Annotated in this window: 21 protein-coding genes; 10 read left to right on the top strand and 11 right to left on the bottom strand. The window is 72.0% G+C overall.

Features of this window, described 5'->3' with window-relative positions:
• Positions 1-9: 9 nt before the first annotated feature.
• Positions 10-192 carry a BrnA antitoxin family protein gene (locus ACZ4N5_RS22750; RefSeq protein WP_261701844.1) on the bottom strand — a complete coding sequence of 61 codons (183 nt, stop codon included), beginning with the start codon at positions 190-192 and terminating at the stop codon, positions 10-12.
• Positions 193-336: 144 nt separating this feature from the next.
• On the opposite strand from ACZ4N5_RS22750, the gene ACZ4N5_RS22745 reads away from it, so the two are divergent.
• The 3 genes from ACZ4N5_RS22745 to thpR all read left to right on the top strand — a co-directional run bounded on the left by ACZ4N5_RS22745 (position 337) and on the right by thpR (position 3,052).
• A complete protein-coding gene (locus ACZ4N5_RS22745) occupies positions 337-774 on the top strand; it encodes a MarR family winged helix-turn-helix transcriptional regulator (protein ID WP_467758879.1) in 438 nt (145 codons plus the stop codon).
• 185 nt (positions 775-959) lie between these two features.
• Positions 960-2,324, top strand: a complete 1,365-nt coding sequence (locus tag ACZ4N5_RS22740; RefSeq protein ID WP_467758878.1) for an MFS transporter — start codon at positions 960-962, stop codon at positions 2,322-2,324.
• Between the two features lie 137 nt (positions 2,325-2,461).
• Positions 2,462-3,052 (top strand): RNA 2',3'-cyclic phosphodiesterase, encoded by a 591-nt coding sequence (gene thpR / locus ACZ4N5_RS22735; protein WP_467758877.1) that lies wholly within the window; start codon positions 2,462-2,464, stop codon positions 3,050-3,052.
• A gap of 208 nt (positions 3,053-3,260) precedes the next feature.
• Here the strand turns inward: thpR and ACZ4N5_RS22730 are convergent, their stop codons facing one another.
• On the bottom strand, positions 3,261-4,253 hold the full coding sequence (locus ACZ4N5_RS22730; protein ID WP_467758876.1) for an aldo/keto reductase: 993 nt from the start codon (positions 4,251-4,253) through the stop codon (positions 3,261-3,263).
• 153 nt (positions 4,254-4,406) lie between these two features.
• The gene (locus ACZ4N5_RS22725; RefSeq protein WP_467758875.1) at positions 4,407-5,090 is read right to left on the bottom strand and encodes an SGNH/GDSL hydrolase family protein; all 684 of its coding nucleotides are present in this window, start codon (positions 5,088-5,090) and stop codon (positions 4,407-4,409) included.
• Between the two features lie 176 nt (positions 5,091-5,266).
• Between ACZ4N5_RS22725 and ACZ4N5_RS22720 the strand changes: the two genes are divergently transcribed.
• Positions 5,267-6,271: a WD40 repeat domain-containing protein gene (locus tag ACZ4N5_RS22720; RefSeq protein ID WP_467758874.1), complete on the top strand. Its 1,005-nt coding sequence runs from the start codon at positions 5,267-5,269 to the stop codon at positions 6,269-6,271.
• A 75-nt stretch (positions 6,272-6,346) separates the two neighbouring features.
• Here ACZ4N5_RS22720 and serC read toward each other — a convergent pair whose 3' ends face one another.
• From serC to ACZ4N5_RS22685, 7 genes are all read right to left on the bottom strand, one after another.
• On the bottom strand, positions 6,347-7,465 hold the full coding sequence (serC, locus tag ACZ4N5_RS22715; protein ID WP_467758873.1) for a phosphoserine transaminase: 1,119 nt from the start codon (positions 7,463-7,465) through the stop codon (positions 6,347-6,349).
• A gap of 187 nt (positions 7,466-7,652) precedes the next feature.
• Positions 7,653-8,876: a cytochrome P450 family protein gene (locus ACZ4N5_RS22710; RefSeq protein ID WP_467758872.1), complete on the bottom strand. Its 1,224-nt coding sequence runs from the start codon at positions 8,874-8,876 to the stop codon at positions 7,653-7,655.
• 103 nt (positions 8,877-8,979) lie between these two features.
• Positions 8,980-10,200, bottom strand: coding sequence for a cytochrome P450 (locus ACZ4N5_RS22705; protein WP_467758871.1), 1,221 nt, complete (start codon positions 10,198-10,200; stop codon positions 8,980-8,982).
• A complete protein-coding gene (locus ACZ4N5_RS22700) occupies positions 10,197-10,835 on the bottom strand; it encodes a GTP-binding protein (RefSeq protein ID WP_389284716.1) in 639 nt (212 codons plus the stop codon). The genes ACZ4N5_RS22705 and ACZ4N5_RS22700 overlap by 4 nt, the downstream gene beginning before the upstream one ends.
• The gene (locus ACZ4N5_RS22695) at positions 10,816-11,172 is read right to left on the bottom strand and encodes a DUF742 domain-containing protein (RefSeq protein WP_467758870.1); all 357 of its coding nucleotides are present in this window, start codon (positions 11,170-11,172) and stop codon (positions 10,816-10,818) included. The genes ACZ4N5_RS22700 and ACZ4N5_RS22695 overlap by 20 nt, the downstream gene beginning before the upstream one ends.
• Entirely contained in the window at positions 11,169-11,576 is a 408-nt protein-coding gene (locus ACZ4N5_RS22690) for a roadblock/LC7 domain-containing protein (protein WP_355213327.1), read from the bottom strand. Before ACZ4N5_RS22690 ends, ACZ4N5_RS22695 begins: the two co-directional genes overlap by 4 nt.
• Positions 11,573-13,498 carry a sensor histidine kinase gene (locus ACZ4N5_RS22685; RefSeq protein ID WP_467758869.1) on the bottom strand — a complete coding sequence of 642 codons (1,926 nt, stop codon included), beginning with the start codon at positions 13,496-13,498 and terminating at the stop codon, positions 11,573-11,575. The genes ACZ4N5_RS22690 and ACZ4N5_RS22685 overlap by 4 nt, the downstream gene beginning before the upstream one ends.
• Before the next feature lie 462 nt (positions 13,499-13,960).
• Here ACZ4N5_RS22685 and ACZ4N5_RS22680 point away from each other — a divergent pair, with 462 nt between their 5' ends.
• Positions 13,961-16,930, top strand: coding sequence for an FAD-binding and (Fe-S)-binding domain-containing protein (locus tag ACZ4N5_RS22680; RefSeq protein ID WP_467758987.1), 2,970 nt, complete (start codon positions 13,961-13,963; stop codon positions 16,928-16,930).
• A gap of 47 nt (positions 16,931-16,977) precedes the next feature.
• Positions 16,978-18,102, top strand: a complete 1,125-nt coding sequence (locus tag ACZ4N5_RS22675; RefSeq protein ID WP_467758868.1) for a lipid II:glycine glycyltransferase FemX — start codon at positions 16,978-16,980, stop codon at positions 18,100-18,102.
• Between the two features lie 44 nt (positions 18,103-18,146).
• On the opposite strand, the gene ACZ4N5_RS22670 is transcribed toward ACZ4N5_RS22675, so the two are convergent.
• Complete coding sequence (locus ACZ4N5_RS22670) at positions 18,147-19,121, bottom strand: EamA family transporter (protein WP_467758986.1); 975 nt, start codon at positions 19,119-19,121, stop codon at positions 18,147-18,149.
• Positions 19,122-19,367: 246 nt separating this feature from the next.
• Between ACZ4N5_RS22670 and ACZ4N5_RS22665 the strand changes: the two genes are divergently transcribed.
• Genes ACZ4N5_RS22665 through ACZ4N5_RS22650 form a run of 4 tightly spaced genes read left to right on the top strand, consistent with a single transcriptional unit; the run spans position 19,368 to position 25,403 of the window.
• On the top strand, positions 19,368-20,171 hold the full coding sequence (locus tag ACZ4N5_RS22665; RefSeq protein WP_467758867.1) for a TIGR03084 family metal-binding protein: 804 nt from the start codon (positions 19,368-19,370) through the stop codon (positions 20,169-20,171).
• Positions 20,168-21,919 carry an acyclic terpene utilization AtuA family protein gene (locus ACZ4N5_RS22660; protein WP_467758866.1) on the top strand — a complete coding sequence of 584 codons (1,752 nt, stop codon included), beginning with the start codon at positions 20,168-20,170 and terminating at the stop codon, positions 21,917-21,919. The genes ACZ4N5_RS22665 and ACZ4N5_RS22660 overlap by 4 nt, the downstream gene beginning before the upstream one ends.
• Complete coding sequence (locus ACZ4N5_RS22655; RefSeq protein ID WP_467758865.1) at positions 21,916-23,514, top strand: acyl-CoA carboxylase subunit beta; 1,599 nt, start codon at positions 21,916-21,918, stop codon at positions 23,512-23,514. The genes ACZ4N5_RS22660 and ACZ4N5_RS22655 overlap by 4 nt, the downstream gene beginning before the upstream one ends.
• A gap of 8 nt (positions 23,515-23,522) precedes the next feature.
• Positions 23,523-25,403, top strand: coding sequence for an acetyl/propionyl/methylcrotonyl-CoA carboxylase subunit alpha (locus tag ACZ4N5_RS22650; RefSeq protein ID WP_467758864.1), 1,881 nt, complete (start codon positions 23,523-23,525; stop codon positions 25,401-25,403).
• Positions 25,404-25,458 lie beyond the last annotated feature (55 nt).

Here is a 25,458-nt window from a genome sequence, read left to right as displayed (position 1 = left end):
GCCCCCGCCTCAGGTGACCCCGTAGAACTTCTCCGTCTCCTCGACGGCGGTCTGGAACCGCTCGTCGAAGTCGTCGCGAATGAGCGTCCGGACCACATAGTCCTGGACGCTCATTCCGCGTTTCGCGGCATGTTGTCGGAGCCGGTCGAGCAGCTCCCCGTCCATACGCAGGCTGAGCACGCTGGTCCCCATGGAGTCGAGGGTCGCCGCTTCCCGACCGGATCAGGGTCACTTTCCGGAGCGATCTCACTCGTATGAGTGATCCGCCGATTGGATGGCGCGTTTCACGGGCATCCCATTGTTCTTTAGCGAGGGTAATGAGTTACGCTAAAGAACATGCCTGACCTCACCCATGGCGACGACGAGGCCGCCGTGAACGCCTTGCGCTCCGCAGTGATGCGGTTGTCGCGTCGACTCAAGCACCAGCGGGTCGACGAGTCGCTGAGCCCCACCGAGATGTCGGTGCTCGGCACCCTCGCCCGCTGCGGCAGCGCCACGCCCGGCGAACTCGCCCGCAAGGAACATGTGCAGCCGCCGTCGATGACCCGTATCGTCGCGCTGCTCGAAGCCAAGGCGCTCGTCAGGCTGGAGCCGCACCCCGAGGACCGGCGCCAGAAGGTCGTGACGCAGACCGACAAGGCTGAGGCGATGCTCGAAGAGAGCCGCAGCAAGCGAAACGCGTTCCTGGCCGGACTGGTCGAGGGCCTCGACGAGGACGAATGGGCCAAGCTTCGCGAAGCCGCCCCCGTCCTGGAAAAGCTCGCGCACATCTGACCGCCGGCGGCCCTCTTCCGATCCCCGATCACGGATCCCCGATCACGGACTCCGGCCTCGGATCCCCGATCGCAGAGCACGGTGACGATCCCCGATCCCGGATCACCGAGGGCCGCCCTCTCCCCGCAAGCGCCGGCGCACCCCCATGACGCCGACGTCCACGACTGCCCTGGAGGCGAGCCCTTTTGAGTACGGGACCCGGAGCATTCTCCGCCCCCGCACCAGCCACCCACGACCCCGCAGCCACCCGCGACTCCCCCCGCTCCTCCTCGATGTTCAGCTCGCTGAAGATCCGGAACTACCGTCTGTTCTTCCTGGGCCAGGTCGTCTCCAACACCGGCACCTGGATGCAGCGCATCGCCCAGGACTGGCTGGTGCTGAGCCTGACGGGCTCCTCCGCAGCGGTCGGCATCACCACCGCGCTCCAGTTCCTGCCGATGCTGCTCTTCGGCCTGTACGGCGGTGTCCTCGTCGACCGGCTCCCCAAGCGCCCCACGCTGCTGGTGACCCAGACGGCGATGGCCCTCACCGGCCTCGCGCTCGCCTTCCTCACCCTCTCCGGCCATGTCCAGGTCTGGCACGTCTATCTCGCCGCCTTCGCCGTCGGTGTGGCCACCGTCGTCGACAACCCGGCGCGCCAGTCCTTCGTCTCCGAGATGGTCGGCCCGGGCCAGCTGCAGAACGCGGTCAGCCTGAACTCGGCCAACTTCCAGTCCGCGCGTCTGGTCGGCCCCGCCGTCGCCGGCCTGCTGATCACCGGCGTCGGCACCGGCTGGGCCTTCCTCCTGAACGGTCTGTCGTTCGCGGCCCCCATGGCGGGCCTGCTGCTGATGCGTGCCCGTGAACTGCACGTCGTCGAGCGGGCGCCGCGCGCCAAGGGCCAGCTCCGCGAAGGCCTCCACTACGTCGCCGGCCGCCCCGAACTGATCTGGCCGATCGTCCTCGTCGGCTTCATTGGCACCTTCGGCTTCAACTTCCCCGTCTGGCTGTCGGCGTACGCGGACGACATCTTCCACTCGGGCGCGGGGGCCTACAGCCTCTTCAACACGCTGATGGCGATCGGCTCACTGGCCGGCGCGCTGCTCGCCGCCCGGCGGGGCACGGCCCGGCTGCGCGTACTGATCGCGGCGGCGGTGGCCTTCGGCGCGCTGGAGGTGGTGGCGGCGACGGCCCCCACGCTCTGGCTGTTCGCGCTCCTGATGGTCCCGATCGGCATCTTCGGACTGACGGTGAACGTCACCGCGAACACCTCGGTCCAGATGGCCACCGACCCGGCCATGCGCGGCCGTGTCATGGCGTTGTTCATGATGGTCTTCGTGGGCGGCACACCGCTGGGCGCGCCGCTGATCGGCTGGGTCACCGACGTCTACGGCCCCCGGGTGGGCTTCGCGCTCGGCGGACTGGTCTCGATGACCGCGGCGACGACGATCGGTCTGGTCCTGGCCCGCCTCGGCGGCCTGCGTGTCTCCTTCGGCTGGCACCACGGACACCCCCGGATCCGCTTCGTCCCGCGCGTGCGGAGCGAGGAGCAGTTGGCCACCGCGGTGTGACCAGGCGCCCCGGAGGCGGTCGGTCCGCTCACGCGGCCGGCCGCCTCACGCGTACGCAGGGAAGCGATCAGCACACGGGAGCGGGCCGTCTCGCCGGCTCCCGTGTGCTGATCGTCGTTCCCTGGAAGGCTGGCCCCATGAGACTCTTCGCGGCGGTACTGCCCCCTGCCGATGTGGTGCGTGAACTGGCCCCGGAAGTGGACGCGTTGTGGCGGATGCCGGGTGCGGACGCGTTGCGCTGGACGGGCCGCCCGGGCTGGCACTTCACCCTCGCGTTCTACGGAGAGGTGGCCGAGGACATCGTCCCGGACCTCGCGGAACGGCTGCTGCGGGCCGCCCGTCGCACCCACCCGTTCCCGCTGTCCCTGCACGGCGGCGGGCACTTCGGCGGCCGTGCCCTGTGGGTGGGGGCGGCGGGGGATGTGGAGACCATGCGGCTGCTGGCCGACCGGGCGGAGGCCGCAGGCCGGAAGGCGGGCGTCGAGATGGAGGAGCACCGCCGTTACCGGCCGCATCTGACGGTGGCCCGCAGCCGCGACTCCACGGACTTCAAGCCCTACGTCGCCGCCCTGGACACGTTCGCCGGGAAGTCCTGGACGGTGGGTGAGCTGTGTCTCGTCCGCAGCAACCTGCCGACGTCGGGAGTGCCCGGTGAGCAGCCCCGATACGAAACGGTGGCGAGCCGGCCGCTGGGGGCGGGCGACGGGACCGGCGGGGCGGACGGTTAACCTCGATGGCGTGAACCCGAAGACCCGTAACCGGATCATGGCCGGTGTGCTCGTGCTGATGTTCTTCGTCGTGGCCATGGCGGCGGCGGTCAGATAACGACCGCCACCGCCGGACGCCGACAGCGGTCGGACAGCGACCGCCACCGCCGGACGTCGGGGGGCGGTCGGAGAGCGACCGCCACCGCCGGACGCGGGGCGCGTTGCCCTGCTACCAGGCGAACGCCTCGGGGGACGGCCCCGGTCCCGGGAAGATCTCGTCGAGACCCTCCAGGACCTCCTCCGACAGTTCCAGTTCCGCCGCGCGCAGCGCCGACTCCAGTTGCTCCGCGGTGCGCGGGCCCACGATGGGGCCGGTGACACCGGGACGGGTCAGCAGCCAGGCCAGCGCGGCCTCTCCGGGCTCCAGACCGTGCTTCTCCAGCAGATCCTCGTACGACTGGATCTGGGCGCGTACGGCCGTGTTGGCGAGGGCGTCGGCGGACCGGCCGCTCGCCCGTCGGCCGCCCTCGACCTCCTTCTTGATCACACCGCCGAGAAGTCCGCCGTGCAGCGGGGACCAGGGGATGACACCGAGTCCGTACTCCTGAGCGGCCGGGATGACCTCCATCTCGGCGCGGCGTTCGGCGAGGTTGTAGAGGCACTGCTCGCTGACAAGGCCGATGGTGCCGCCCCGGCGGGCGGCGATCTCGTTGGCCTGGGCGATCTTGTAGCCGGGGAAGTTGCTGGATCCCACGTAGAGGATCTTCCCCTGTTGCACCAGGACGTCGATCGCCTGCCAGATCTCGTCGAACGGCGTCGACCGGTCGACGTGGTGGAACTGGTAGATGTCGATGTAGTCGGTCTGCAGGCGCTTCAGGCTCGCGTCGACCGCCCGCCGGATGTTGAGGGCGGAGAGCTTGTCCGAGTTGGGCCACGGTTCGCCCTCGGCGGCCATGTTCCCGTACACCTTGGTGGCGAGAACCGTCCGCTCACGCCGGTCGCCGCCCTGCGCGAACCAGTTCCCGATGATCGATTCGGTACGGCCCTTGTTCTCGCCCCAGCCGTACACGTTCGCCGTGTCGAAATAGTTGATACCCGCGTCCAACGCCGCGTCCATGATGGCGTGGCTGCCGGCCTCGTCGGTCTGCGGCCCGAAGTTCATGGTGCCGAGGACGAGCCGGCTGACCTTGAGCCCCGTGCGTCCGAGCTGTGTGTACTTCATGACTCACCAGCCAACGGCGTGGAGTGCGCTCTAGGCAAGAGCGGGGCGGGACGGCACGGGAGGCCGAGGGAAGTCGATCCCCGGCCGCAACCGGTCGAGTGCAGCCGCGCGGAACAACGATACGCACGGTGACCGGGCAAGGCCCTTTTTCGGTCAGGACGGTTGGGCCGTGTACGGCTCGCCCAGGTCCCAGGCCTGGTACATCGCCTCCGCGAAACCCTCCGCGATCTTGTGCTCGCCGCTCGCGTTCGGGTGGGTGCCGTCGTACGTGTCGAAGGTGGTGTCGTACGAGGGGGGCGGGGACGCGAGCAGCAGCGGGGAGCGCGGCTCGTCGAGGTCCGCGACCGCCTTGGCGAGCAGTTCGTTGAACGCGGCGACCTGGGCGGCGAAGGGGGCGTCGGACTCGGCGCGGACGTTCGGTATCACCGGGAGCAGGACCATGCGGATGCGCGGGTTCGCGGCGCGGGCCTCCTCGACGAAGGCGCGGGCGTTGTCGGCGGTCTGGACGGCGTTCGTGTAGAAGCCGAGGTCGATGAGGCCGAGGGAGACCAGCAGGACGTCTGCGCGCTGCGCACGGACCGCCTCGCGGATCAGCGGGGCCATGTGCAGCCAGCCCTCGCCCCAGCCGGCCAGGTGGGCGCGGGGGAACTCCGGGTCCGCGTACTCGAGCGAGTCGGGGGACTCCGTCGCCTTGTCGTACAGCGTCTCGCGCGGTCCGACGATCTTGAACGGGCCCCCGTACGTCGCGCGCAGGTGCTGCCACATCCGGTAACGCCATGTGTGTTCGCCCGCGCTACCGATCGTCATGGAGTCGCCGACGGGCATGAACCTGAGCATCCGCTCATCATGGACGATCGGTCCGGGTGCCATGAGCCCTGAAGGTGTGAAGCTGGACACGCTCACGTGCGGTCCGGCGAGGTTCACGGGGCCGGGTGGGCGCAGGGGCGGGCCGGTGGGGGTCCTGGTGGACCGCGACGGCGTGAACGGGCCGATGGGGTGGCAGGCTTGGGCCCATGCGCCGATCGCCTTCGTTCGTGTCCGGAGCCGCCGCCGGAGCCCTTGCCGGAGCCGCCCTTGCCGTCGCCCTCGCGGCGCCCGCTCTCGCCGACGGCGGGGACGGCGGATTCACCATCAAGGACCCCCGGATCAAGGAGTCCAGCGGCCTCGCCGCCTCGCGCATCCACCCGGGCATCTACTGGACCCACAACGACAGCGACGACGGGCCCTATCTGTACGCCGTCGACAGCAGGAGCGGCCGGACGGTCGCCACGATCACCATGAGCGGGGTCGGCGCGCCCAGGGACGTCGAGGCGATCTCCATCGGCCCCGACGGCGACCTCTACGCCGGCGACATCGGCGACAACCTCGGCGGCAAGTGGGACCACGTGTGGATCTACAAGCTTCCCGAGCCCAAGGTGCTCAAGGACCAGACGATCCGTGCCACGCAGTACGTCGTGAAGTACTCCGACGGCCCCCGCAACGCGGAGGCGCTGATGGTGCACCCCAAGACGGGGCGCGTCTACATCGCCGACAAGAACGAGGACGGCGGCCACCTCTACGAGGGCCCCGCCCATCTCTCCGCCACCGGCACCAACATCTTCAAGCCCGTCGCCACCATCGACCTCTGGGTCACCGACGGCGCCTTCTCCCCCGACGGCCGGCAGCTCGCCGTACGCGGCTACCTCGGCGGCATCGCCTACGCCTGGAACGACGGCCGGATCAAACGCCAGGGCCGCCTGGACGTGCCCCTCCAGGGCCAGGGAGAGTCCATCACGTACACCCCCGACGGATCGAAGCTCATGTACGGCAGCGAGGGCGCGGACAGCCCCGTGCAGCCGGAGGACGCGCCGGGCACCGGCGGATCCGACTCCAAGTCGCCCTCCAAGGGCGGCGGTTCATCCGCCGCCGGGGACGGGAGCGGCGGCGGAATGAGCGGCGGGGTCAAGATCGGCGCCATCGCGGTCGCCGCCCTCTTCGCCGTCGTCTTCGGCTTCAAGAGGCTGCTGCGCCGGGACTGACGGGCGCGCCCACGACTGAGGGGCGTCCGGCACGCTCGCGCGTCGGACGCCCCTCAACTCGCGGGAACGGAACGGTTAGAGCTTCTCGATCACGTAGTCGATGCAGTGCGTCAGCGCCTCGACGTCCGCCGGGTCGATCGCCGGGAACATAGCGACGCGCAGCTGGTTGCGGCCGAGCTTGCGGTAGGGCTCGGTGTCGACGATGCCGTTGGCGCGCAGGACCTTGGCGACGGCGGCGGCGTCGATCTCGTCGGCGAAGTCGATCGTGCCGATGACCTGCGAGCGCTTGGCCGCGTCGGTCACGAACGGGGTGGCGTACTTGCTGTCCTCGGCCCAGCGGTAGAGGCGGGTCGAGGAGTCCTTCGTCCGGGCCGCCGACCAGGCGAGACCGCCCTGGCCGTTGATCCACTCCAGCTGCTCGTTGAGCAGGAAGAGCGTGGCGAGGGCCGGGGTGTTGTACGTCTGGTTCTTGCGGGAGTTGTCGATCGCCGTGGGCAGCGAGAAGAACTCCGGGACGTGCCGGCCGGAGGCGTGGATCCGCTCGGCGCGCTCGATCGCGGCCGGGGAGAACACGCCGATCCACAGGCCGCCGTCGGAGGCGAAGGACTTCTGCGGGGCGAAGTAGTAGACGTCGGTCTCGGCGATGTCGACGGGCAGGCCGCCGGCGCCGGAGGTGGCGTCCACCAGGACGAGGGAGCCCTCGTCGGCGCCCTGCACCCGCTTGATCGGGGCGGCGACACCGGTCGAGGTCTCGTTGTGAGTGAAGGCGTAGACGTCGACGCCCGCCTCGGCGACCGGCTCGGGGTGCGTGCCCGGGTCGGAGGCGACCACGGTGGGCTCGGCCAGCCACGGGGCGAGCTTCGCCGCCTTCGCGAACTTGGAGGAGAACTCGCCGAACGTGAGGTGCTGCGACTTGTTCTCGATCAGGCCGTGCGTCGCGACGTCCCAGAACGCGGTGGAGCCGCCGTTGCCGAGGACGACCTCGTACCCGTCGGGCAGGGAGAACAGCTCGCGCACGCCCTCGCGCACCTTGCCGACCAGGTTCTTGACCGGGGCCTGGCGGTGGGATGTGCCGAGCAGAGAGCTACCGGTCGCGGCGAGCGCGTCCAGTGCCTCCGTCCGCACCTTGGAGGGGCCAGCGCCGAATCGTCCGTCGGCGGGCTTGATGTCAGCGGGGATCTGGATATCAGCCACGCCGGGAGCCTAGCCGTTCGGGGAAACCTCGGCGAAACGTCGTCCGTCGGCTGAGACGGGCGGGTTGACGCGGGCCGGCGGCCATCGTCGCCGGAGGGGCCGTGACCGGCCCCTCCGGCGAGCTGCCGCTCCGTCAGCTCGCCTCGTTCGGCGATCAGCCGCACGGGTGGCTCACGGGCGGTTCACCTCATTCGGCGGTCAGCCGGACCGGCAGTTCGAACAGGTCGTTCTGCGTCACCACCGGCTTGTTGCGGAGTCCCGACACCGGGACGGCGAGGTCCAGGGACGGGAAGCGCTCGTACAGGGCGGGCAGGGCGACGCCCGCTTCCAGGCGGGACAGGGCCGCGCCGGGGCAGACGTGGGGTCCGTGGCCGAAGGAGATGTGCCGGTTCTGGCTGGTGCGGCTGATGTCGAAGTCGCCCGCGGTGGGACCATGGGCGTTCTCGTCGCGGCCGATCGCGCCGTACGACACGATGAGCGCGTCGCCCGCCGGGATCACCGTGTCGCCGACCGGGACGTCCTCCGTCGCGAAGCGGATGAGGACGTGGGAGGTCGGGGTGGAGTGGCGCAGGGTCTCCTCGACGACCGCGGACCAGTCGGCCTCGCCGGACAGGACGAGGGCGCGCTGGTCGGGGTGGGCGGAGAGGTTGACCACCGCGTTGACGATCAGGGAGATCGTCGTCTCGTGGCCCGCCGCGACCATCAGCTGGAGGGTGGAGACGATCTCCGCGTCGGTGAGGTGGTCGCCGTCCTCGGAGGCCAGGATCAGTGCGCTGGTCAGGTCGTCGCCCGGCTCGGCGCGCTTCGCCGCCACCGTCTCCGCCATGATCCCGGCCAGTTCGGTGAGCGTCGCGATGACCTCGGCGGGCGGGGTCTGCGTCGAGAAGAACTTCTCGAAGAGCTCCTTCAGGCGCGGCAGGCGGGACTCCTCGATGCCCATGAGGTCGGCGATGACGTACATGGGCAGGGGGTAGGCGAAGTCGGCCTTCAGGTCGACGACATCCCCGGTGAGGTTGTCGAGCAGACTCTCCGTCAGCTTCGAGATCCGCTCCCGCATCTGCTCCACCCGGCGCGGTGTCAGCGCCTGCGCCACCAGCGTGCGCATCCGCCGGTGGTCCGCGCCGTCCACGGTGAGCATGGAGCGGCCGGGGTTGGCGAGTCCGATCAGCGGCCAGTCGGGCGCGATCTCGCCGCGCTGCCAGGCGCCCCAGACGTTGATGTCCTTCACCAGACGGGGGTCCGTGAGCAGGGCGCGCGCCTCGGCGTGGTGGGTGACCGCCCACACCGGCACACCGCCGGGCAGTTCGACGGCGGCGAGCGGCCCCGCTGCGCGCAGCGCGGCGCTCTCGCCGTCCAGGTCGGTGACGAAGGGGTCCAGGACTATGCGGGTCTCTTCGGTACCGGTGGTCATGCGGGGGTGCCTCCAGGGGCTGGGGTAGGAGTACTGCTTCCCGGGGGCAGGGGACGGCCCCGGACCCCGGCCGGACAGGACGTCGGCCGGGCGCAACGGCGTCTCAGAGGACGGGGACGGGCGTGAACCGTACGGGCAGTTCGCTCAGGCCCCGCAGCCACGGGGAGGGGCGCCGGGTCAGCGCCTCGGCGGGTACGGCCAGGTCGATGTCCGGCAGCCGGTCCAGGACGACCTCGATCCCGGTCCGCGCGATGACCTCGGCGACCTCCTGAGCCGGGAACGGGCAGCGGTGCTCCCCGTGACCGAAGGAGAAGTGGGCGTTGTTGCCGCCGGTGAGCGCGGAACTGTCGGTGCGGACCTGGGGGTCGGAGTTGGCCCCCTGGAGGCCGAGCAGCAGCAGGTCGCCGGAGCGGACCCGGCGGCCGCCGAGCTGGGTGTCGCGGGAGGCCCAGCGCCCGGCCACGTTCTGAGTGGGGGTGTCCTCCCACAGCACCTCGTTCATGGCCTCGGCGACGCTGTGCCGACCGCCGAACAGGGAGGCCGCGAACCGCTCGTCGGTGAGCATCAGGCGCAACGAGTTGCCGATCCAGTCGGCGGTCGGCTGGTGGCCGGCGGCCATCATGACCATCAGGTCCTGGACGATCTCCTCGTCGTTGAAACCCGCGGTGTTCGCGAGCATCCGGGAGACGACGTCGTTGGCCGGTGTCTCCTTGCGGTCGGTGATCAACTCGGCCATGGAGGAGGCGAGATGCTGCTGTCCGGCCAGCGCGCCCTCGCGTCCGTTGATCATGTCGTTCAGCGCGGTCACCAGGCCCGGACCCTGTTCGTCCGCGAAGCCGTAGAGCGTCGCGAGGACCCGTACGGGCAGTAGGGCCGCGTAGTCGCCGACGAGGTCCGTCTCGCCCTTGGGACAGACGGCGTCGATCAGTTCGTCGGCGAACTTCTCGGCTTGGGAACGCAGTTCGAAGGCGTCGACGGCTTCGAGGGCGTCGCTGATCATCGCGGCGCGCTCACGGTGACGTTCGCCGACGGTGTACAGGATGGACGGCTGCTTGCGGCCGATCATCGGCAGCAGCGGCCAGTCGTCGGGGATGCGGTCCCACTGGCTCCACAGGTCCGAGTCCCGGCTGAACAGCTGGGGATCGCCGGTTACTTGGTGCAGTTCGCGGTAGCCCAGCACCAGCCAGGCCGGGATGTCGCCGTCGAGGACGACCGGTACGACGGAACCGTGGTCGCGCCGCATCTCCCGGTACAGCTCGGCGGGTTCGGTCTGGAACCGCGCCCCGCCGAGGGGGACGGGCGCGGATGCGGTGGTGGGGGTCACAGCGCCAACTCCGGTGATTGAAGGGCGCCTTCCGCGGCTGCGGCGCCGTGACGGGCGTAGCGGGACTGGAGGTGTTCCACCAGGGTGATCAGCACCCGCTTGCTGGACTCCCGGGAGCGGGCGTCGCAGTCGAGCAGCGGAACGTGCGGGTCGAGGTCGAGGGCCTCGCGGATCTGCGCGGGGGTGTGCGGGGGCCCGCCGAAGTCGTTGCAGGCCACGATGAAGGGCGTGCCGTGGTGCTCCAGCCGGTCGATGGCGTACCAGGAGTCGTCGATACGACGGGTGTCGACCAGGACGATCGCCCCGAGCGTTCCGGAGAACAGCCGGTCCCACAGGAACCAGAACCGCTCCTGCCCGGGTGCGCCGAACAGGTACAGGATGTTGTGCGTGTCCAGCGTGATGCGCCCGAAGTCGAAGGCGACGGTGGTCGCGGACTTGCCGCGCACCTCGCTGATGTCGTCGACGGCCTCGCCGGCCTGCGTCATCGTCTCCTCGGTGTTGAGGGGACGTATCTCGCTGACCGAGCGGACCAGGGTCGTCTTGCCGACGCCGAAGCCACCCACGATCACGATCTTGAGGCCGTTGTCGGCCGACGCGGACAGGGGCGCACGGGCGTCAGAGGTTACGGAGTCCAACGAGCACCTGCTCCAGGATGTCGGGATCGGGAAGACCGGAAGGAACAGTGGTGTGCGGGTGACGGGCGCTGACGCGGCCCGTGGAGAGCAGGTCGGAGAGCAGGACGCGGGTGATCGACACCGGCAGTCCCAGCACCGCCGCGATCTCCACGACCGCCGTCGGCCGCTCGCACAACCGCAGGATCGCGGCGTGCTCGGACTGCATGCCCGCCACCGGATCGCACTCGGCGACCACCAGCGTCACCAGGTCGAAGGGGGTGTCGGGCCCGGACCGGCTGCGCCCTCCGGTGAGGGTGTACAGCCGGTCGGGCGCGTCGTCCCTGCCAGGACGGCTCATGACGACCGGGGCGGCGTGCTCAGGTGCTCGCCGAGTTGTTCCACGAGTTCGCTCATGTTGTGCCCGACCAGTCCGGCGTCTGCGTCCTCGGCGGTGACGACGGCGAGATGAGCGCCGTCGCCGGCCTCCACGATGAACAGCACCCCTCCGTAGAACTCGGCCATCGCCGAGCGCACACCCCCGCTGCCGTCGCCGAACTCCACGGACGCCCCGTGGGACAGCGACTGGATGCCGGCGGCGATGGCGGCGAGCTGGTCGGCCTGGTCGACCGACAGCTCCGGAGTGCGGCACAGCTTCAGGCCGTCGCGGGAGAGCACGAGCGCGTGCCGGGCGCCCGGGGTGCGCTCAAGGAGGCCCTCGATGAGCCAGGTGAGCTTCTCGTCGGCGGTGATGGTGCCGGTCATGGGGTGGTGTCGCCTTCCGGGAGCGCGTGCGTGGTGGGGGTGGTGGAACTGGTGGGAGCGGCGGGGGCGGCGCCCTGTACGACGGCTTCGTCACGGACGTCGTCCGCGTCCCGTACGGGATGCGCGTCCTCGGCACGTTCGCGGCGGTCCTCGGCCCGTACACGGTCCTCGGCGGGTACGCGGTCCTCGGGTCGCTCACGTTCTTCGGCCTGTGGGGGATCTACGGGTGCGGGGGTGCCCGGCGCCGTGCCCCGTACCGCCTGGCGGAAGGTGCCGAAACGGGCGGCCGACCGGGTCTTGGGGTCGTCGCCGGTACGGGATTCCGGGGTGGCCGGGGGCGTGGCGTGCGAGCGGCTGCGCTCGGCGTGGGCGAGGGTGCGTCCGCGACGGCGCTTGGGGAGGCCGCCGGTGGAGGCGGGACCCTGCTCGTGCCGGGGCGAGTCGTGGGTCGGGACGGGGTCCGGGTCGAGGTCGTCGGCCGCGCGGGCGGCGGTGTACGACACGGGGGACGCGGAGGTTTCCTGGGGCGACCGGGACTCCTGCGAGCCCTGCGAGCCGTGTGACCCCCGGGGTTCCGGCGATTCCTGGTCGGCCCGGGACCGTGGCCCGGAGACGCGGCCGTCGGCGGCTTTCGGGGCCGACGGGACGAACTCCGGCCCGGACGGCAGCGGGGCCGTGCCGTGCGGGGTGTTCGCCGGCGTGAGCAGGTCCTGCGGGATCAGGACGAGAACGCCGGTGCCGCCGCGGGCGGAGGGCCGGAAGGACACCTTCAGGCCGTACTTGCGGGCCAGCCGGCCGACCACCGCGAGGCCGAGGCGGGTGCCGGTGAGTCCGCCGAGATCGGACGCGTTCACGATGTCCCCGGTGACGGCGCGTTCGGCGCGCCGCAGCTGGACGTCGCCCATCACCAGTCCGCTGTCCTCGACGGAGACGATGACACCCGCCGGGACCTCTTCGACGTACACATGCACTTCGGCGGTGGGCGGCGAGAAGTTGGCGGCGTTGTCGAGGAGTTCGGCGAGCGCGTGCATGACGCCCTCGGCGGCGTGTCCGGCGACGGCGGCCCCACTGGTGGAGTGGACCCGCACGCGCTGGTAGCCGCCGATGCGGCCCATGGCGCCGCGCAGGATCGACTCCATGACGATCGGGCGGGCCCAGCGGCGCCCCGAGCGCGCACTCGTCAGGACGGCGACGGAGTCGGCGAGGCGGCCCGCCTGCGCGGTGCGGTGGTCGAGGTGGAGGAGGTCGGCGAGGACGTCCTCGTCGGAGTGTCTCTCCTCCATGGCCCGCAGGTCGGCGAGCATGCCCGTGGACAACGCCTGCATGCGGGCGGCCGCGTTGGCGGTCGCCGAGACCGCGGCGGTCCGGTTGCTGTCGGCCAGCCGGGCGCGCTCGGAGAGTTCGGTGTTGAGCGCGGCGAGCCGGTCGCGTTCGCCGATGAGCAGCTCCCGCTCCTCGGCGAACTCCTCGGTGAGGCGGGCGCGTTCGCGTGCGGCGCTCTCGGTCAGGCGGATCCGTTCCTGGGCCGCGGTCTCGGTGAGGCGGATCCGCTCCTGGGCCGCGGCCTCGGCCGCGCGGGCGCGATCGCGGGCGGCCTCGTCGGCGAACCGGGCCCGGCCCTGGTCGAACTCCTCGGTCAGCCGGGCGCGTTCCTGCAGGAGCCGGCCGGCGTCCTTGGTCACGTTGTCGAGGCGACGGATCATCAGTCGCTTGGTCTGTACGGCGCGGGCGGCCACCGTGACGGCCGTGCAGAGCAGCACCGCGGCGACGCCGGTGCCCCAGGCGAGGGGCACGCGGGCCGGCTCGGGTGCCAGCAGGACGGCGGCCACCACCGCGACCGCGGCCGGGACGGCGGCGGTCAGCGCTGCTTTTGCTGTGGCGCGCAGGGTGGGTCGTTCGCCGGAGGGCAGGGGCGGGGTCATCAATCGGTCCTCGGTCGTGTTCTTGGGGGAGAACGTGTCCTCGGTCGTGTCCTCGGTCGGTCCTGGGCGAGAAGCGACACCTGATGCTCAACTCGGCGTCACTATATGAGAGTTCGTGATCCGATTGGGCAGCTTCGGGAAGCGGTTTCATGATCGCCTCGGCATATCGGGGCCTTTCGGGTGCGCGGCCGGGCGGCCGGCGCCGGTGCCCGGCGGCATCCTGGAGGCATGACGGATCTGGGTGGACGGCCGGAGGGACGGCCGGACGGACGGCCGGAAGGGCGGCCCGGCGGACGAGCCCGGGGACGCGCCGCCGGACGGCTCGGCGGACCACCCGGGGGCGCGCCGGACACGCTTCCCGAGAGGGCGCCGGTCGGGCTCGCCGAGGAGTTGCGGGCGGAGCTGACGAAAACCGTGCGCGGAGAGGTCTCCTTCGACGCGACGGCGCGGGCGCTGACCACCATGGACGCCTCCAACTACCGGCGCGTACCACTGGGTGTCGTGGCCCCGCGCGACGCCGACGACGTGGCTGCGGCCCTCGCCGTGTGTCGCGCCCACGCGGTGCCCGTCGTGGCGCGCGGCGGCGGCACCTCGATCGCCGGACAGGCCACCGGTACCGGCGTCGTCCTGGACTTCACCCGCCACATGAACCGGATCGTCGCGCTCGACCCGGACGCCCGTACCGCCGTCGTCCAGCCGGGTGCCGTCCTCGACCGCCTCCAGGAAGCCGCCGCCCCGCACGGCCTGCGCTTCGGCCCCGATCCCTCCACCCACAGCCGCTGCACCCTCGGCGGAATGATCGGCAACAACTCCTGCGGCTCCCACTCCGTCGCCTGGGGCACCACGGCGGACAGCGTGCGGGAACTGTCGGTCGTCGGCGCGGGCGGCGACACGCGCCGCCTCGGCCGGGACTGGCAGGGCGCCCCGGACGGCCTGCGGGCCCTGGTCGAAGGCGAGTTGGCGCTGCTCAGGACCGGCTTCCCGGACCTCCCGCGGCGGATCTCCGGGTACGCCCTCGACGCGCTGCTGCCCGAGAGGGGCGCGGACGTGGCCCGCGCCTTCTGCGGCTCCGAGGGCACGTGGGGCCTCCTCACCGAGGCGGTCCTGCGGCTGGTCGAGGCCCCCCGCGCGCGGGCGCTGGCCGTCCTCGCCTACCCCGACGAGAGCGCCGCGGCGGACGCCGCCGCCGGTCTGCTGCCGCTGGGGCCGCTGACCGTGGAGGGGATGGCCGCCGATCTCGTACCCGCCGACGCGGGGCTGCCGCGCGGCGGGGCCTGGCTGTTCGTGGAGACGGGCGGCGGATCGCCGTCGGAGGCACGCGCGCGTGCGGACACGATCGTGCGGGCGGCGGACGTGCAAGGCGCCCTGGTGGTCACCGACCCGGCGGGGCAGCGGGCACTGTGGCGGCTGCGCGAGGACGCGAGCGGCACGGCGACCCGTATGCCGTACGCCGGGGGCGACTCCCTGCCCGGCGGGGGCCGCGGGCTCGGCGGCGAGGCCTGGCCCGGCTGGGAGGACTGCGCGGTGCCGCCCGCCCGGCTCGGCGCCTACCTGCGGGACTTCCGGGCCTTGCTCGCGGCCCACGGCCTGCACGGAACGCCTTACGGGCACTTCGGCGACGGCTGCATCCACGTCCGCATCGACTTCGACCTGATCTCCACGGAGGGCGTCGCCCGCTTCCGGCGCTTCTCGGAGGAGGCCGCCCACCTGGTCGTCTCCCACGGCGGCTCGCTGTCCGGGGAGCACGGGGACGGGCAGGCACGCGCGGAACTGCTGCCCGCGATGTACGGCGCCGAGATGGTCCGCCTCTTCGAACGGGCGAAGGACCTCTGGGACCCGGACGGCCTGCTCAACCCCGGCATGCTCGTCCGCCCGCACCGGCTGGACGAGAACCTGCGGTTCGCGGTCCTGCCGCACCGACCGGTGGACGTGGAGTTCGGCTACCCGGCGGACGGCGGCGACTTCTCGGCGGCGGTGCGCCGCTGCGTGGGCGTCGCCAAATGCCGTACGACATCGGTGCCGGGCGGCGCGGACGTCATGTGCCCCTCCTTCCGGGCGACCGGCGAGGAGGAGCACTCCACGCGCGGGCGGGCCCGGCTGCTGCACGAGATGCTCGCCGGCGAGATCGTCACCGACGGGTGGCGCTCGACGGAGGTCCGCGACGCGCTGGACCTGTGTCTGTCGTGCAAGGGATGCAGGTCCGACTGCCCGGTCGGCGTCGACATGGCCACCTACAAGGCGGAGTTCCTGCACCACCACTACGCGGGCCGCCGCCGCCCCGCCGCGCACTACGCCCTGGGCCGGCTCCCTTTCTGGCTAGCCGCGGTGACCCGCACCCGCTCGGCACGGCTCGTCAACTCCCTCGCGTCCATGCGGCCGTTGGCCGCCCTCGCCAAGCGGCTGGCCGGTGTCGCGCCCGAACGGGAGATCCCGAGACTGGCTCCGGAGACGTTCAGCCAGTGGTGGTCGACCCGGTTCCGGGACCGCGTGCGGGCGTATGTGCGCGAGAGGCGCAACGGCGAGGAGCACGGTCCTAGCGGTCCGGGTGAGGGAGGGCGCGGCGGGAGGCGGCTCGCGGACGAGCTGTTCCCGGGCTTCGGCGGGAGGACGGTCCTCCTGTGGCCGGACACCTTCACCGAACACCTGGAACCGTCCGTGGGACGCGCGGCCGTACGAGTCCTGGAGGCCGCGGGACTGGCCGTGCTGCTGCCCCCGAGGACGGCGATGCGGCACGGGCCCATCGGCGACGGCGTCACCCGGGGCCCCCTCCGCCTCAGCACGCTGCTGCCGCGCCGCCGCCACCGCGTCTGCTGCGGACTGACGTACGTCTCGACCGGCCAGCTCGACCGCGCCCGCACCGTGCTCCGCCGCACCCTCGACCTCATGGAGCCCTACCTCGCCATGGACGACCTCCCGGTCGTCGTCCTGGAGCCGAGCTGCGCCGCCGCGCTGCGCACGGACCTCCCCGAGCTGCTGCACGACGACCCGCGCGCGGCGCGGCTGGCGGCGGCGGTCCTGACCTTCGCGGAGGCACTGGAGCGGCACGCGCCGGGCTGGACGCCGCCGCGCCTGGACCGCCCGGCCGTCGGCCAGACGCACTGCCACCAGCACGCGGTCCTCGGCGACGGGGCCGAACGCCGGCTGCGCGACGCGGCGGGCCTGACCGGCACCCTCGCCGGCGGCTGCTGCGGACTCGCGGGCAACTTCGGCTTCGAGAAGGGCCACGAGGAGGTGTCGCGGGCCTGCGCGGAGGAACAGCTGCTCCCGGCGGTACGGGCGGCCGACGACACCGCGGTGATCCTCGCCGACGGCTTCTCCTGCCGCACCCAGTTGGCTCACCTGGCCGACCGGCGGGGCCGCCACTTGGCGGAGGTACTGGCGGAGGCGCTGGAGAACGGTCCGCAGGAGGGCGGGTCCGCGGGACCCGCGTAAGTACGCTGACGATTCCACCGGTCCGAGGACTTCGAGGAGCAACGCGCATGACCCTCCGCCTGCAGGCGATCACCCGTGACGAACACCTCGCGTTCGTCCGCTCGCGGTCCTCGGCCAGCCATATGCAGGTGCCGTCGTGGGGCGACGTGAAACCGGACTGGCGTGCGGAGAGCCTCGGCTGGTTCGACGCGGACGGGCGGCTCCAGGGGGCCGGTCTCGTGCTGCTGCGCCCGCTGCCGAAGGTCAAGCGCTACCTCGCGTATCTGCCCGAGGGCCCCGTCATCGACTGGTACGACCCCGACCTCGCCGAACGCTGGCTCCGGCCGATGCTGGCGCATCTCAAGTCACGCGGCGCGTTCACCGTGAAGATGGGCCCGCCCGTGGTCGCGCGCCGCTGGAGCGCGGACGCGGTCAAGACGGCCATCGCCGATCCGGCGGCGCGGCGGCTGGGCGAGGTGACGGCGACGTCGTACGAGCCGGGGGCCGCCGAGATCGCCGACCGGCTGCGGGGCATGGGCTGGCAGCGGACCGAGCCGGGCGGCGAGGACGGCTTCGCGGCGGGACAGCCCCGCTACGTCTTCCAGGTCCCCTTCGCCGGACGGTCCCTGGAGGAGATCCACAAGGGCCTCAACCAGCAGTGGCGGCGCAACATCAAGAAGGCCGACAAGGCCGGCGTCCAGGTGGTCCGGGGCGGCTACGACGACCTGCCCGCCTTCTACGAGCTGTACGCGGAGACGGCGGAACGCGACCGTTTCATCCCGCGTCCGCTGCCCTACTTCCAGCGGATGTGGACATCGCTGACGGCCGAGGACCCCGACCGCATGCGGCTCTATCTCGCCCACCACGACGGCGACGTCCTCGCCGCGGCCACCATGATCACCGTCGGCAGCCACGTCTGGTACTCCTACGGCGCCTCCACCAGCCACAAGCGCGAGGTCCAGCCCAACAACGCCATCCAGTGGCGCATGATGACCGACGCCCACGCACTGGGCGCCGCCGTCTACGACTTCCGCGGCATCACGGACACCCTCGACGAGACCGACCACCTCGTCGGCCTGCTCCGCTTCAAGGCGGGCGCGGGCGGCGAGGCCGCGGAGTACCTCGGGGAGTGGGACTTCCCCATCAACCGGGTGCTGCACAAGGCGCTCGACATGTATATGGCTCGCCGCTGATCCGCCCACAGGCGGCCGGGGACGGGCGTCGGCGCGAGGGGCCGCTAACCGTCCAGTTTCGCTTCGAGCCCCGTGGCCTTCCCGCGGCCCACCTGGGTGCGCACCGCGCCCATGCTCGCCGCGATGACCAGGGCGATGGCGAGGGACTCGGTGAGGGAGAGGGTCTGGTCCAGGACGAGGAAGCCGGCGACGGCGGCCACGGCCGGTTCCAGGCTCATCAGGATGGCGAAGGTGGCGGCGGGGAGGCGGCGCAGGGCGAGGAGTTCCAGGGTGTACGGGAGGACCGAGGAGAGCATGGCCACCGCTGCCCCCAGGGCGACCGTCGTCGGGACGAGGAGTCTCGGACCCGACTCGACGATCCCGAGGGGCAGGAACGCCACCGCCGCGACCACCATGGCCAGGGCGAGGCCGTCGGCCTGGGGGAAGCGTCGGCCCGTACGCGCGCTGAAGATGATGTACGCCGCCCACATGGCGCCCGCGCCCAGGGCGAAGGCGACACCTGCGGGGTCGAGGCTGCTGAAGCCTCCGCCGCCGAGCAGGAAGACCCCGCCGAGGGCGAGGCCGGCCCAGAGCAGGTTCATGATGCGGCGGGACGTGAGGACGGAGAGCGCGAGCGGGCCGAGCACTTCGAGCGTGACGGCAGGCCCGAGCGGGATGCGGGCGACCGCCTGGTAGAAGAGGCCGTTCATCGCGGCCATGGTGAAGCCGAAGACGACCACCGTGCTCCAGTCGGCGCGTGAGTGCCCGCGCACCTTCGGACGGCAGACCAGCAGCAGCACGATCGCGGCCACCAGCAGCCGCAGCGTCACCACGCCGAGGGCGCCCACCCGGGGCATCAGGCTCACCGCGAGGGCCCCGCCGAACTGCACCGAGATCCCTCCGGCGAGCACCAGGCCCACCGGCCCGAGGGCACCGCGCCGGCCGGGACCGTCCGCCGTGGGCGCGCCTGCCGCGGGCACGGGTGCCAGGGCGGGGGCGGCTGACGCCGGGGAGGACGGGGCGGCGCTGGGGGTGTTCACGGGGCCTTCCAGGGGATCGACGCGTTCGTTCATCATGCTGCACCTGCCGGTCCAGAGTAATGGACTCGGTCAGGCGTGTGAACTCGTCATGCAACTGTCCCAGAGAAACAGGCGGGGCGCCCCGGGTACCCCGCGCCGAACCCCGGACCAGGAGTCGGCCTGAATTAATGCAAGCATGCTTGATTGTTTCTTGGGTCGCTGTCATGCTCCGTGCCACACACCGTCGTGTCCCGAGGGGAGCGCATCGTGTCCGACGCGTCGTCCGTGGTCTCCGTGATCGACGATCTGCACCGGGAGAGTGAGGAACTCGACCGGTTGGTGGGGGATCTGAGCGAGGAGCAGTGGGCGCTCGGTACGCCCGCGGCAGGCTGGAGCGTCGCCCACCAGATCGCGCATCTCGCCTGGACCGACCGGTCGGCCCTGCTCGCCGTCACCGACGCCGAGGCCTTCGCGAAGGAGGTCGAGAAGGCGCTCGCCTCACCCGACGGCTTCGTGGACGAGGGCGCGGAGACGGGCGCCGCCCAGCCGCCCGCCCTGCTGCTCGCCGGCTGGCGCGAAGGGCGGACCGCCCTGGAGACGGCCCTGCGCGCGGCACCCACCGGAACCCGGTTCCCCTGGTACGGGCCGCCCATGTCGGTCGCCTCCATGGCCACCGGGCGCCTCATGGAGACCTGGGCCCACGGTCACGACGTGGCCGATGCGCTGGGTGTGGTGCGCGAACCCACTGACCGGCTGAGGCATGTGGTCCGCATCGGGGTGCGCGCCCGTGACTTCGCCTTCGCCGTGCACGGCGTCACCGCACCCGCCGAAGAGTTCCGCGTGGAGCTGGAGAGCCCCTCCGGCGAGCTGTGGGCCTACGGCCCGGCGGACGCCCCGCAGCGCGTCACCGGCCCCGCCCTCGACTTCTGCCTGCTGGTGACCCAGCGGGCCCACCGCGCCGACCTCGCCGTACGGGCGACGGGCCCCGACGCCGACCGCTGGCTGGACATCGCCCAGGCCTTCGCCGGCCCGCCGGGTGCCGGGCGGGACCCGAAGGAGACCAACCGGTGACCCCGGAAGCCGCGACCCCGGTCCGCCCGCTGCGTATCGGCAACGCCTCCGGCTTCTACGGCGACCGCTTCGACGCGATGCGCGAGATGCTCACCGGCGGCCCGCTCGACGTCCTCACCGGCGACTACCTCGCCGAACTGACCATGCTCATCCTCGGCCGCGACCGGCTGAAGGACCCCGGACGCGGCTACGCCAAGACCTTCCTGGGCCAGTTGGAGGAGTGCCTCGGCCTCGCCCACGAGCGCGGCGTACGCCTCGTCACCAACGCGGGCGGTCTGAATCCGGCCGGGCTCGCCGACGCCGTGCGGGAACTGGCCGGTCGGCTCGGCATCCCGGTCCGCGTCGCCCACGTCGAGGGCGACGACCTCACGCGGCGCCCCCAAGCTCTCGACTCCGCTCTACCAGGAGGGACCCCCGTCGGCAGCCTCGCCGCGCACGCCTACTTGGGCGGTGCCGGCATCGCCGCCTGTCTGCGCGAGGGCGCGGACATCGTCGTCACCGGGCGCGTCACCGACGCGGCGCTGGTCACCGGGCCCGCCGTCGCCCACTTCGGCTGGGGGCCGGGCGACCACGACCGGCTCGCGGGCGCGGTCGTCGCCGGGCACGTCCTGGAGTGCGGCACCCAGGCCACCGGCGGCAACTACGCCTTCTTCGCCGACCACGACCCCGCTCGGCTGCGCCACCCCGGCTTCCCGCTCGCCGAACTCCACGAGGACGGGTCGAGCGTCATCACCAAGCACGACGGCACCGGCGGCCTCGTCGACATCGGCACGGTGACCGCGCAGCTCCTCTACGAGACGCAGGGCGCCCGGTACGCGGGACCCGACGTCACCGCCCGCCTCGACACGGTCGCGCTCACCCAGGAGGGCCCGGACCGGGTACGGATCGAGGGCGTGCGCGGCGAGGCCCCGCCGCCCACCCTCAAGGTCGGCCTCAACAAGCTCGGCGGCTTCCGCAACGAGGTCGTCTTCGTCCTGACCGGCCTCGACATCGAACGCAAGGCGGAACTCGTACGGGCCCAGCTGGAGGCCGCCTTCGACACCGCCAAGTCCCGCCCGGCTGACGTTCGCTGGGACCTCTCCCGCACCGATCACCCCGACGCACCCACCGAGGAGACCGCGAGCGCCCTGCTCCGCCTCGTCGTGCGCGACCGGGACCAGACGGCGGTCGGCCGGGCCCTGAGCGGAGCCGCCGTGGAACTGGCGCTGGCCAGCTACCCCGGATTCCATGTGATGGCCCCACCTGGAGCGGGCTCGCCCTATGGGGTCTTCGAGGATGTGTACGTCCCCCATGGCGCCGTGGACCACATCGCGGTCCTCCATGACGGGCGCCGGGTCAATGTGCCCCCGGTCGAGGACACACTCGTACTGGAAACGCCCGAAGAACCGGCCCTGCCCGAGCCGTTGCCCGTGGGACCGACCCGGCGGGTGCCGCTCGGGCTGGTCGCGGGGGCGCGCAGCGGGGACAAGGGCGGGAACGCGAATGTCGGTGTCTGGGCGCGTACGGACGACGCCTGGCGGTGGCTGGCCCATCACCTGACGACGGAAACCTTCCGGAGTCTGCTGCCGGAGAGCCGTGATCTGAACGTGGTCCGGCACGTCCTGCCCAATCTGCGCGCGCTGAACTTCGTGGTCGAGGGGATCCTCGGCGAGGGCGTCGCCTCCCAGGCCCGTTTCGACCCCCAGGCCAAGGCCCTCGGCGAATGGCTCCGCTCCCGTCACCTCGATATTCCGGAGGCCCTGCTGTGACCGTGCTTTCCTCCGCGCTCGACCTCAGGAGTCCCGAGTACGCGGCCCACCGCGAGGCCATGCTCGGCAAGCTCGCGGACCTGGAGTCCGAGCACGCCAAGGCGCTCGCGGGCGGCGGCGAGAAGTACGTCGCCCGGCACCGCAAGCGCGGCAAGCTCCTGGCCCGGGAGCGGATCGAGCTGCTGCTCGACCCCGACACGCCCTTCCTGGAGCTGTCGCCGCTCGCGGCCTGGGGCAGCGACTACGCGGTGGGCGCCTCGCTCGTCACCGGTATCGGCGTGGTCGAGGGGGTCGAATGCCTGATCACGGCGAACGACCCGACCGTGCGCGGCGGCGCCAGCAACCCCTGGAGCCTGAAGAAGGCGCTGCGGGCGAACGACATCGCCCTCGCGAACCGGCTGCCCTGTATCAGCCTGGTCGAGTCGGGCGGTGCGGATCTGCCCTCGCAGAAGGAGATCTTCATCCCCGGGGGCGCGATCTTCCGTGACCTCACCCGGTTGTCGGCGGCCGGAATCCCCACGGTGGCCGTGGTCTTCGGCAACTCGACGGCCGGAGGCGCGTACGTCCCCGGAATGTCCGACCACGTGATCATGGTCAAGGAGAAGGCGAAGGTCTTTCTCGGCGGGCCGCCCCTCGTGAAGATGGCCACGGGCGAGGAGAGCGACGACGAGTCGCTGGGCGGTGCCGAGATGCACGCGCGCGTGTCGGGACTCGCGGACTACTTCGCCGTCGACGAGCAGGACGCGCTCCGGCAGGCCCGGCGGGTCGTCGCCCGGCTGAACCACCGCAAGGCGTACGGCGATCCGGGTCCGGCGGTGCCCCCCAAGTACGACGAGGACGAGCTCCTGGGGATCGTTCCGGGGGATCTCAAGCAGCCGTTCGATCCGCGCGAGGTGATCGCCCGTATCGTCGACGGTTCGGACTTCGACGAGTTCAAACCGCTCTACGGGACGAGCCTGACCACCGGCTGGGCGAGCCTGCACGGCTATCCGGTCGGCATCCTCGCCAACGCCCAGGGCGTGCTGTTCAGCGCCGAGTCCCAGAAGGCCGCCCAGTTCATCCAGCTGGCCAACCAGCGCGACATCCCGCTGCTCTTCCTGCACAACACCACCGGCTACATGGTCGGCAAGGAGTACGAGCAGGGCGGCATCATCAAGCACGGCGCGATGATGATCAACGCGGTGAGCAACTCGCGGGTCCCGCATCTGTCGGTGCTGATGGGCGCCTCCTACGGGGCCGGCCACTACGGGATGTGCGGGCGCGCCTACGACCCGCGGTTCCTGTTCGCGTGGCCCAGCGCCAAGTCGGCCGTGATGGGCCCGCAGCAGCTCGCGGGCGTCCTGTCGATCGTCGCCCGGCAGTCGGCCGCCGCGAAGGGGCACCCGTACGACGACGACGCCGACGCGGCGCTGCGCGCCATGGTGGAGCAGCAGATCGAGTCCGAGTCGCTGCCGATGTTCCTGTCCGGGCGGCTGTACGACGACGGGGTCATCGACCCGCGCGACACCCGCACCGTCCTCGGCCTGTGCCTGTCCGCGATCCACACGGCGCCCTTCGAGGGCGCGCGCGGTGGCTTCGGCGTCTTCCGGATGTGAGGAATCACGTGATTTCGAGTCTGCTGGTCGCCAACCGGGGCGAGATCGCCTGCCGGGTCTTCCGTACCTGCCGCGAGGCGGGGGTGCGCACCGTCGCGGTCTATTCGGACGCCGATGAGAACGCCCTGCACGCGCGGGTGGCGGACGCGGCGGTGCGGTTGCCGGGCGCGACGCCTTCGGAGACGTATCTGCGGGGCGATCTGATCGTGCGGGCCGCGCTCGACGCGGGCGCGGACGCGGTGCACCCGGGGTACGGGTTCCTGTCGGAGAACGCCGGTTTCGCGCGGGCGGTGATCGACGCGGGGCTCGTGTGGGTCGGTCCGTCGCCCGAGGCGATCGAGGCGATGGCCTCCAAGACCCGGGCGAAGAAGCTGATGGGACTCGCGCCCCTGGAGCGGGTCACCGCCGGGGACCTGCCGGTGCTGGTCAAGGCCGCCGCGGGCGGCGGCGGGCGCGGCATGCGGATCGTCCGCGAACTGGCGGATCTGGAAGCCGAGTTGGAGGCGGCCCGCGCGGAGGCGCTGAGTGCCTTCGGGGACGGGGAGGTGTTCGTCGAGCCGTACGTCGAGGGCGGCCGGCACGTCGAGGTGCAGATCCTGGCCGACGCGCACGGCACGGTCTGGCCGCTGGGCACGCGTGACTGTTCCCTCCAGCGGCGCCACCAGAAGGTCATCGAGGAGGCGCCGGCTCCCGGTCTCGGGGACGAACTCACGCACACGCTGTACGAGTTGTCGGTGCGTGCCGCGCGCGCCGTCGACTATGTCGGCGCCGGCACGGTCGAGTTCCTGGTCGCCGACGGCACCGCCCACTTCCTGGAGATGAACACCCGCCTCCAGGTCGAACACCCGGTGACGGAGGCGGTGTTCGGGGTCGACCTGGTGGCCCTGCAGCTCCGGGTCGCGGAGGGGGAGCGGCTGGAGAGCGAGCCTCCGCCCGCGCGGGGCCACGCGGTGGAGGCCCGGCTGTACGCGGAGGACCCGGCGGGCGCGTGGGCGCCGCAGACGGGCACCCTGCACCGGATCGCCGTCCCGGACGGGGTCCGCCTGGACACGGGGTTCACCGACGGGGACTCCGTCTCCGTCCACTACGACCCGATGCTCGCGAAGGTCGTCGCGCACGGAGCCACGCGCGCGGAGGCCGTGCGGAAACTGGCCGGCGCCCTGGAGCGGGCCACGGTCCACGGCCCGGTCACCAACCGGGACCTCCTCGTACGGTCGCTGCGGCACGAGGAGTTCACCGGAGCCCGGATGGACACGGGGTTCTACGACCGTCACCTCGCCGCGCTGACCGAGCCGGCCCCGGACCCGTACGCCCCGCTGGCCGCCGCCCTGGCCGACGCGCACGGCCGGTCGAGGTTCGGCGGCTGGCGGAACCTGGCGTCGCAGCCGCAGACCAAGCGCTACCGGATGCACGGCGAGGAGCACGAGGCCTGCTACCGGCACACGCGTGAGGGACTCGCGGCCGACGGGGTGCGTGTGGTGCACGCCGACGCGGGCCGTGTCGTCCTCGAAGTGGCCGGTGTGCGGCGGACGTTCGAGGTCACGCGGTACGCCGACGGCCAGGTCTTCGTGAACGCCACCGCGCTGACCGAGCTCCCCCGCTTCCCCGATCCGGCCGCGGACCGGGCTCCGGGTTCGCTGCTCGCGCCGATGCCCGGCACCGTGGTCCGGGTGGCCGAGGGACTGGCCGAGGGCGCCGCCGTGCGGGCCGGAGAGCCCCTGCTGTGGCTGGAGGCGATGAAGATGGAGCACAGGATCTCCGCGCCGACGGCGGGGACGCTCAGCGCCCTGCACGCCGTCGTCGGGCAGCAGGTGGAGGTGGGCGCGCTGCTGGCCGTCGTGCGGGAGGAGACGGCGCCGGGGGACGCTCCGGGCGACGACACCCGGTGACAGCACGCCCCGCCGACGGACCGCCGGCCAACGGACCGTCGGACGGCCCCACAGC

It is taken from the genome of Streptomyces sp. NPDC026500, assembly GCF_055567635.1.
The sequence above is the reverse complement of the archived record's forward strand: the minus strand, read 5'-3'. Positions and strand labels throughout refer to the sequence as shown.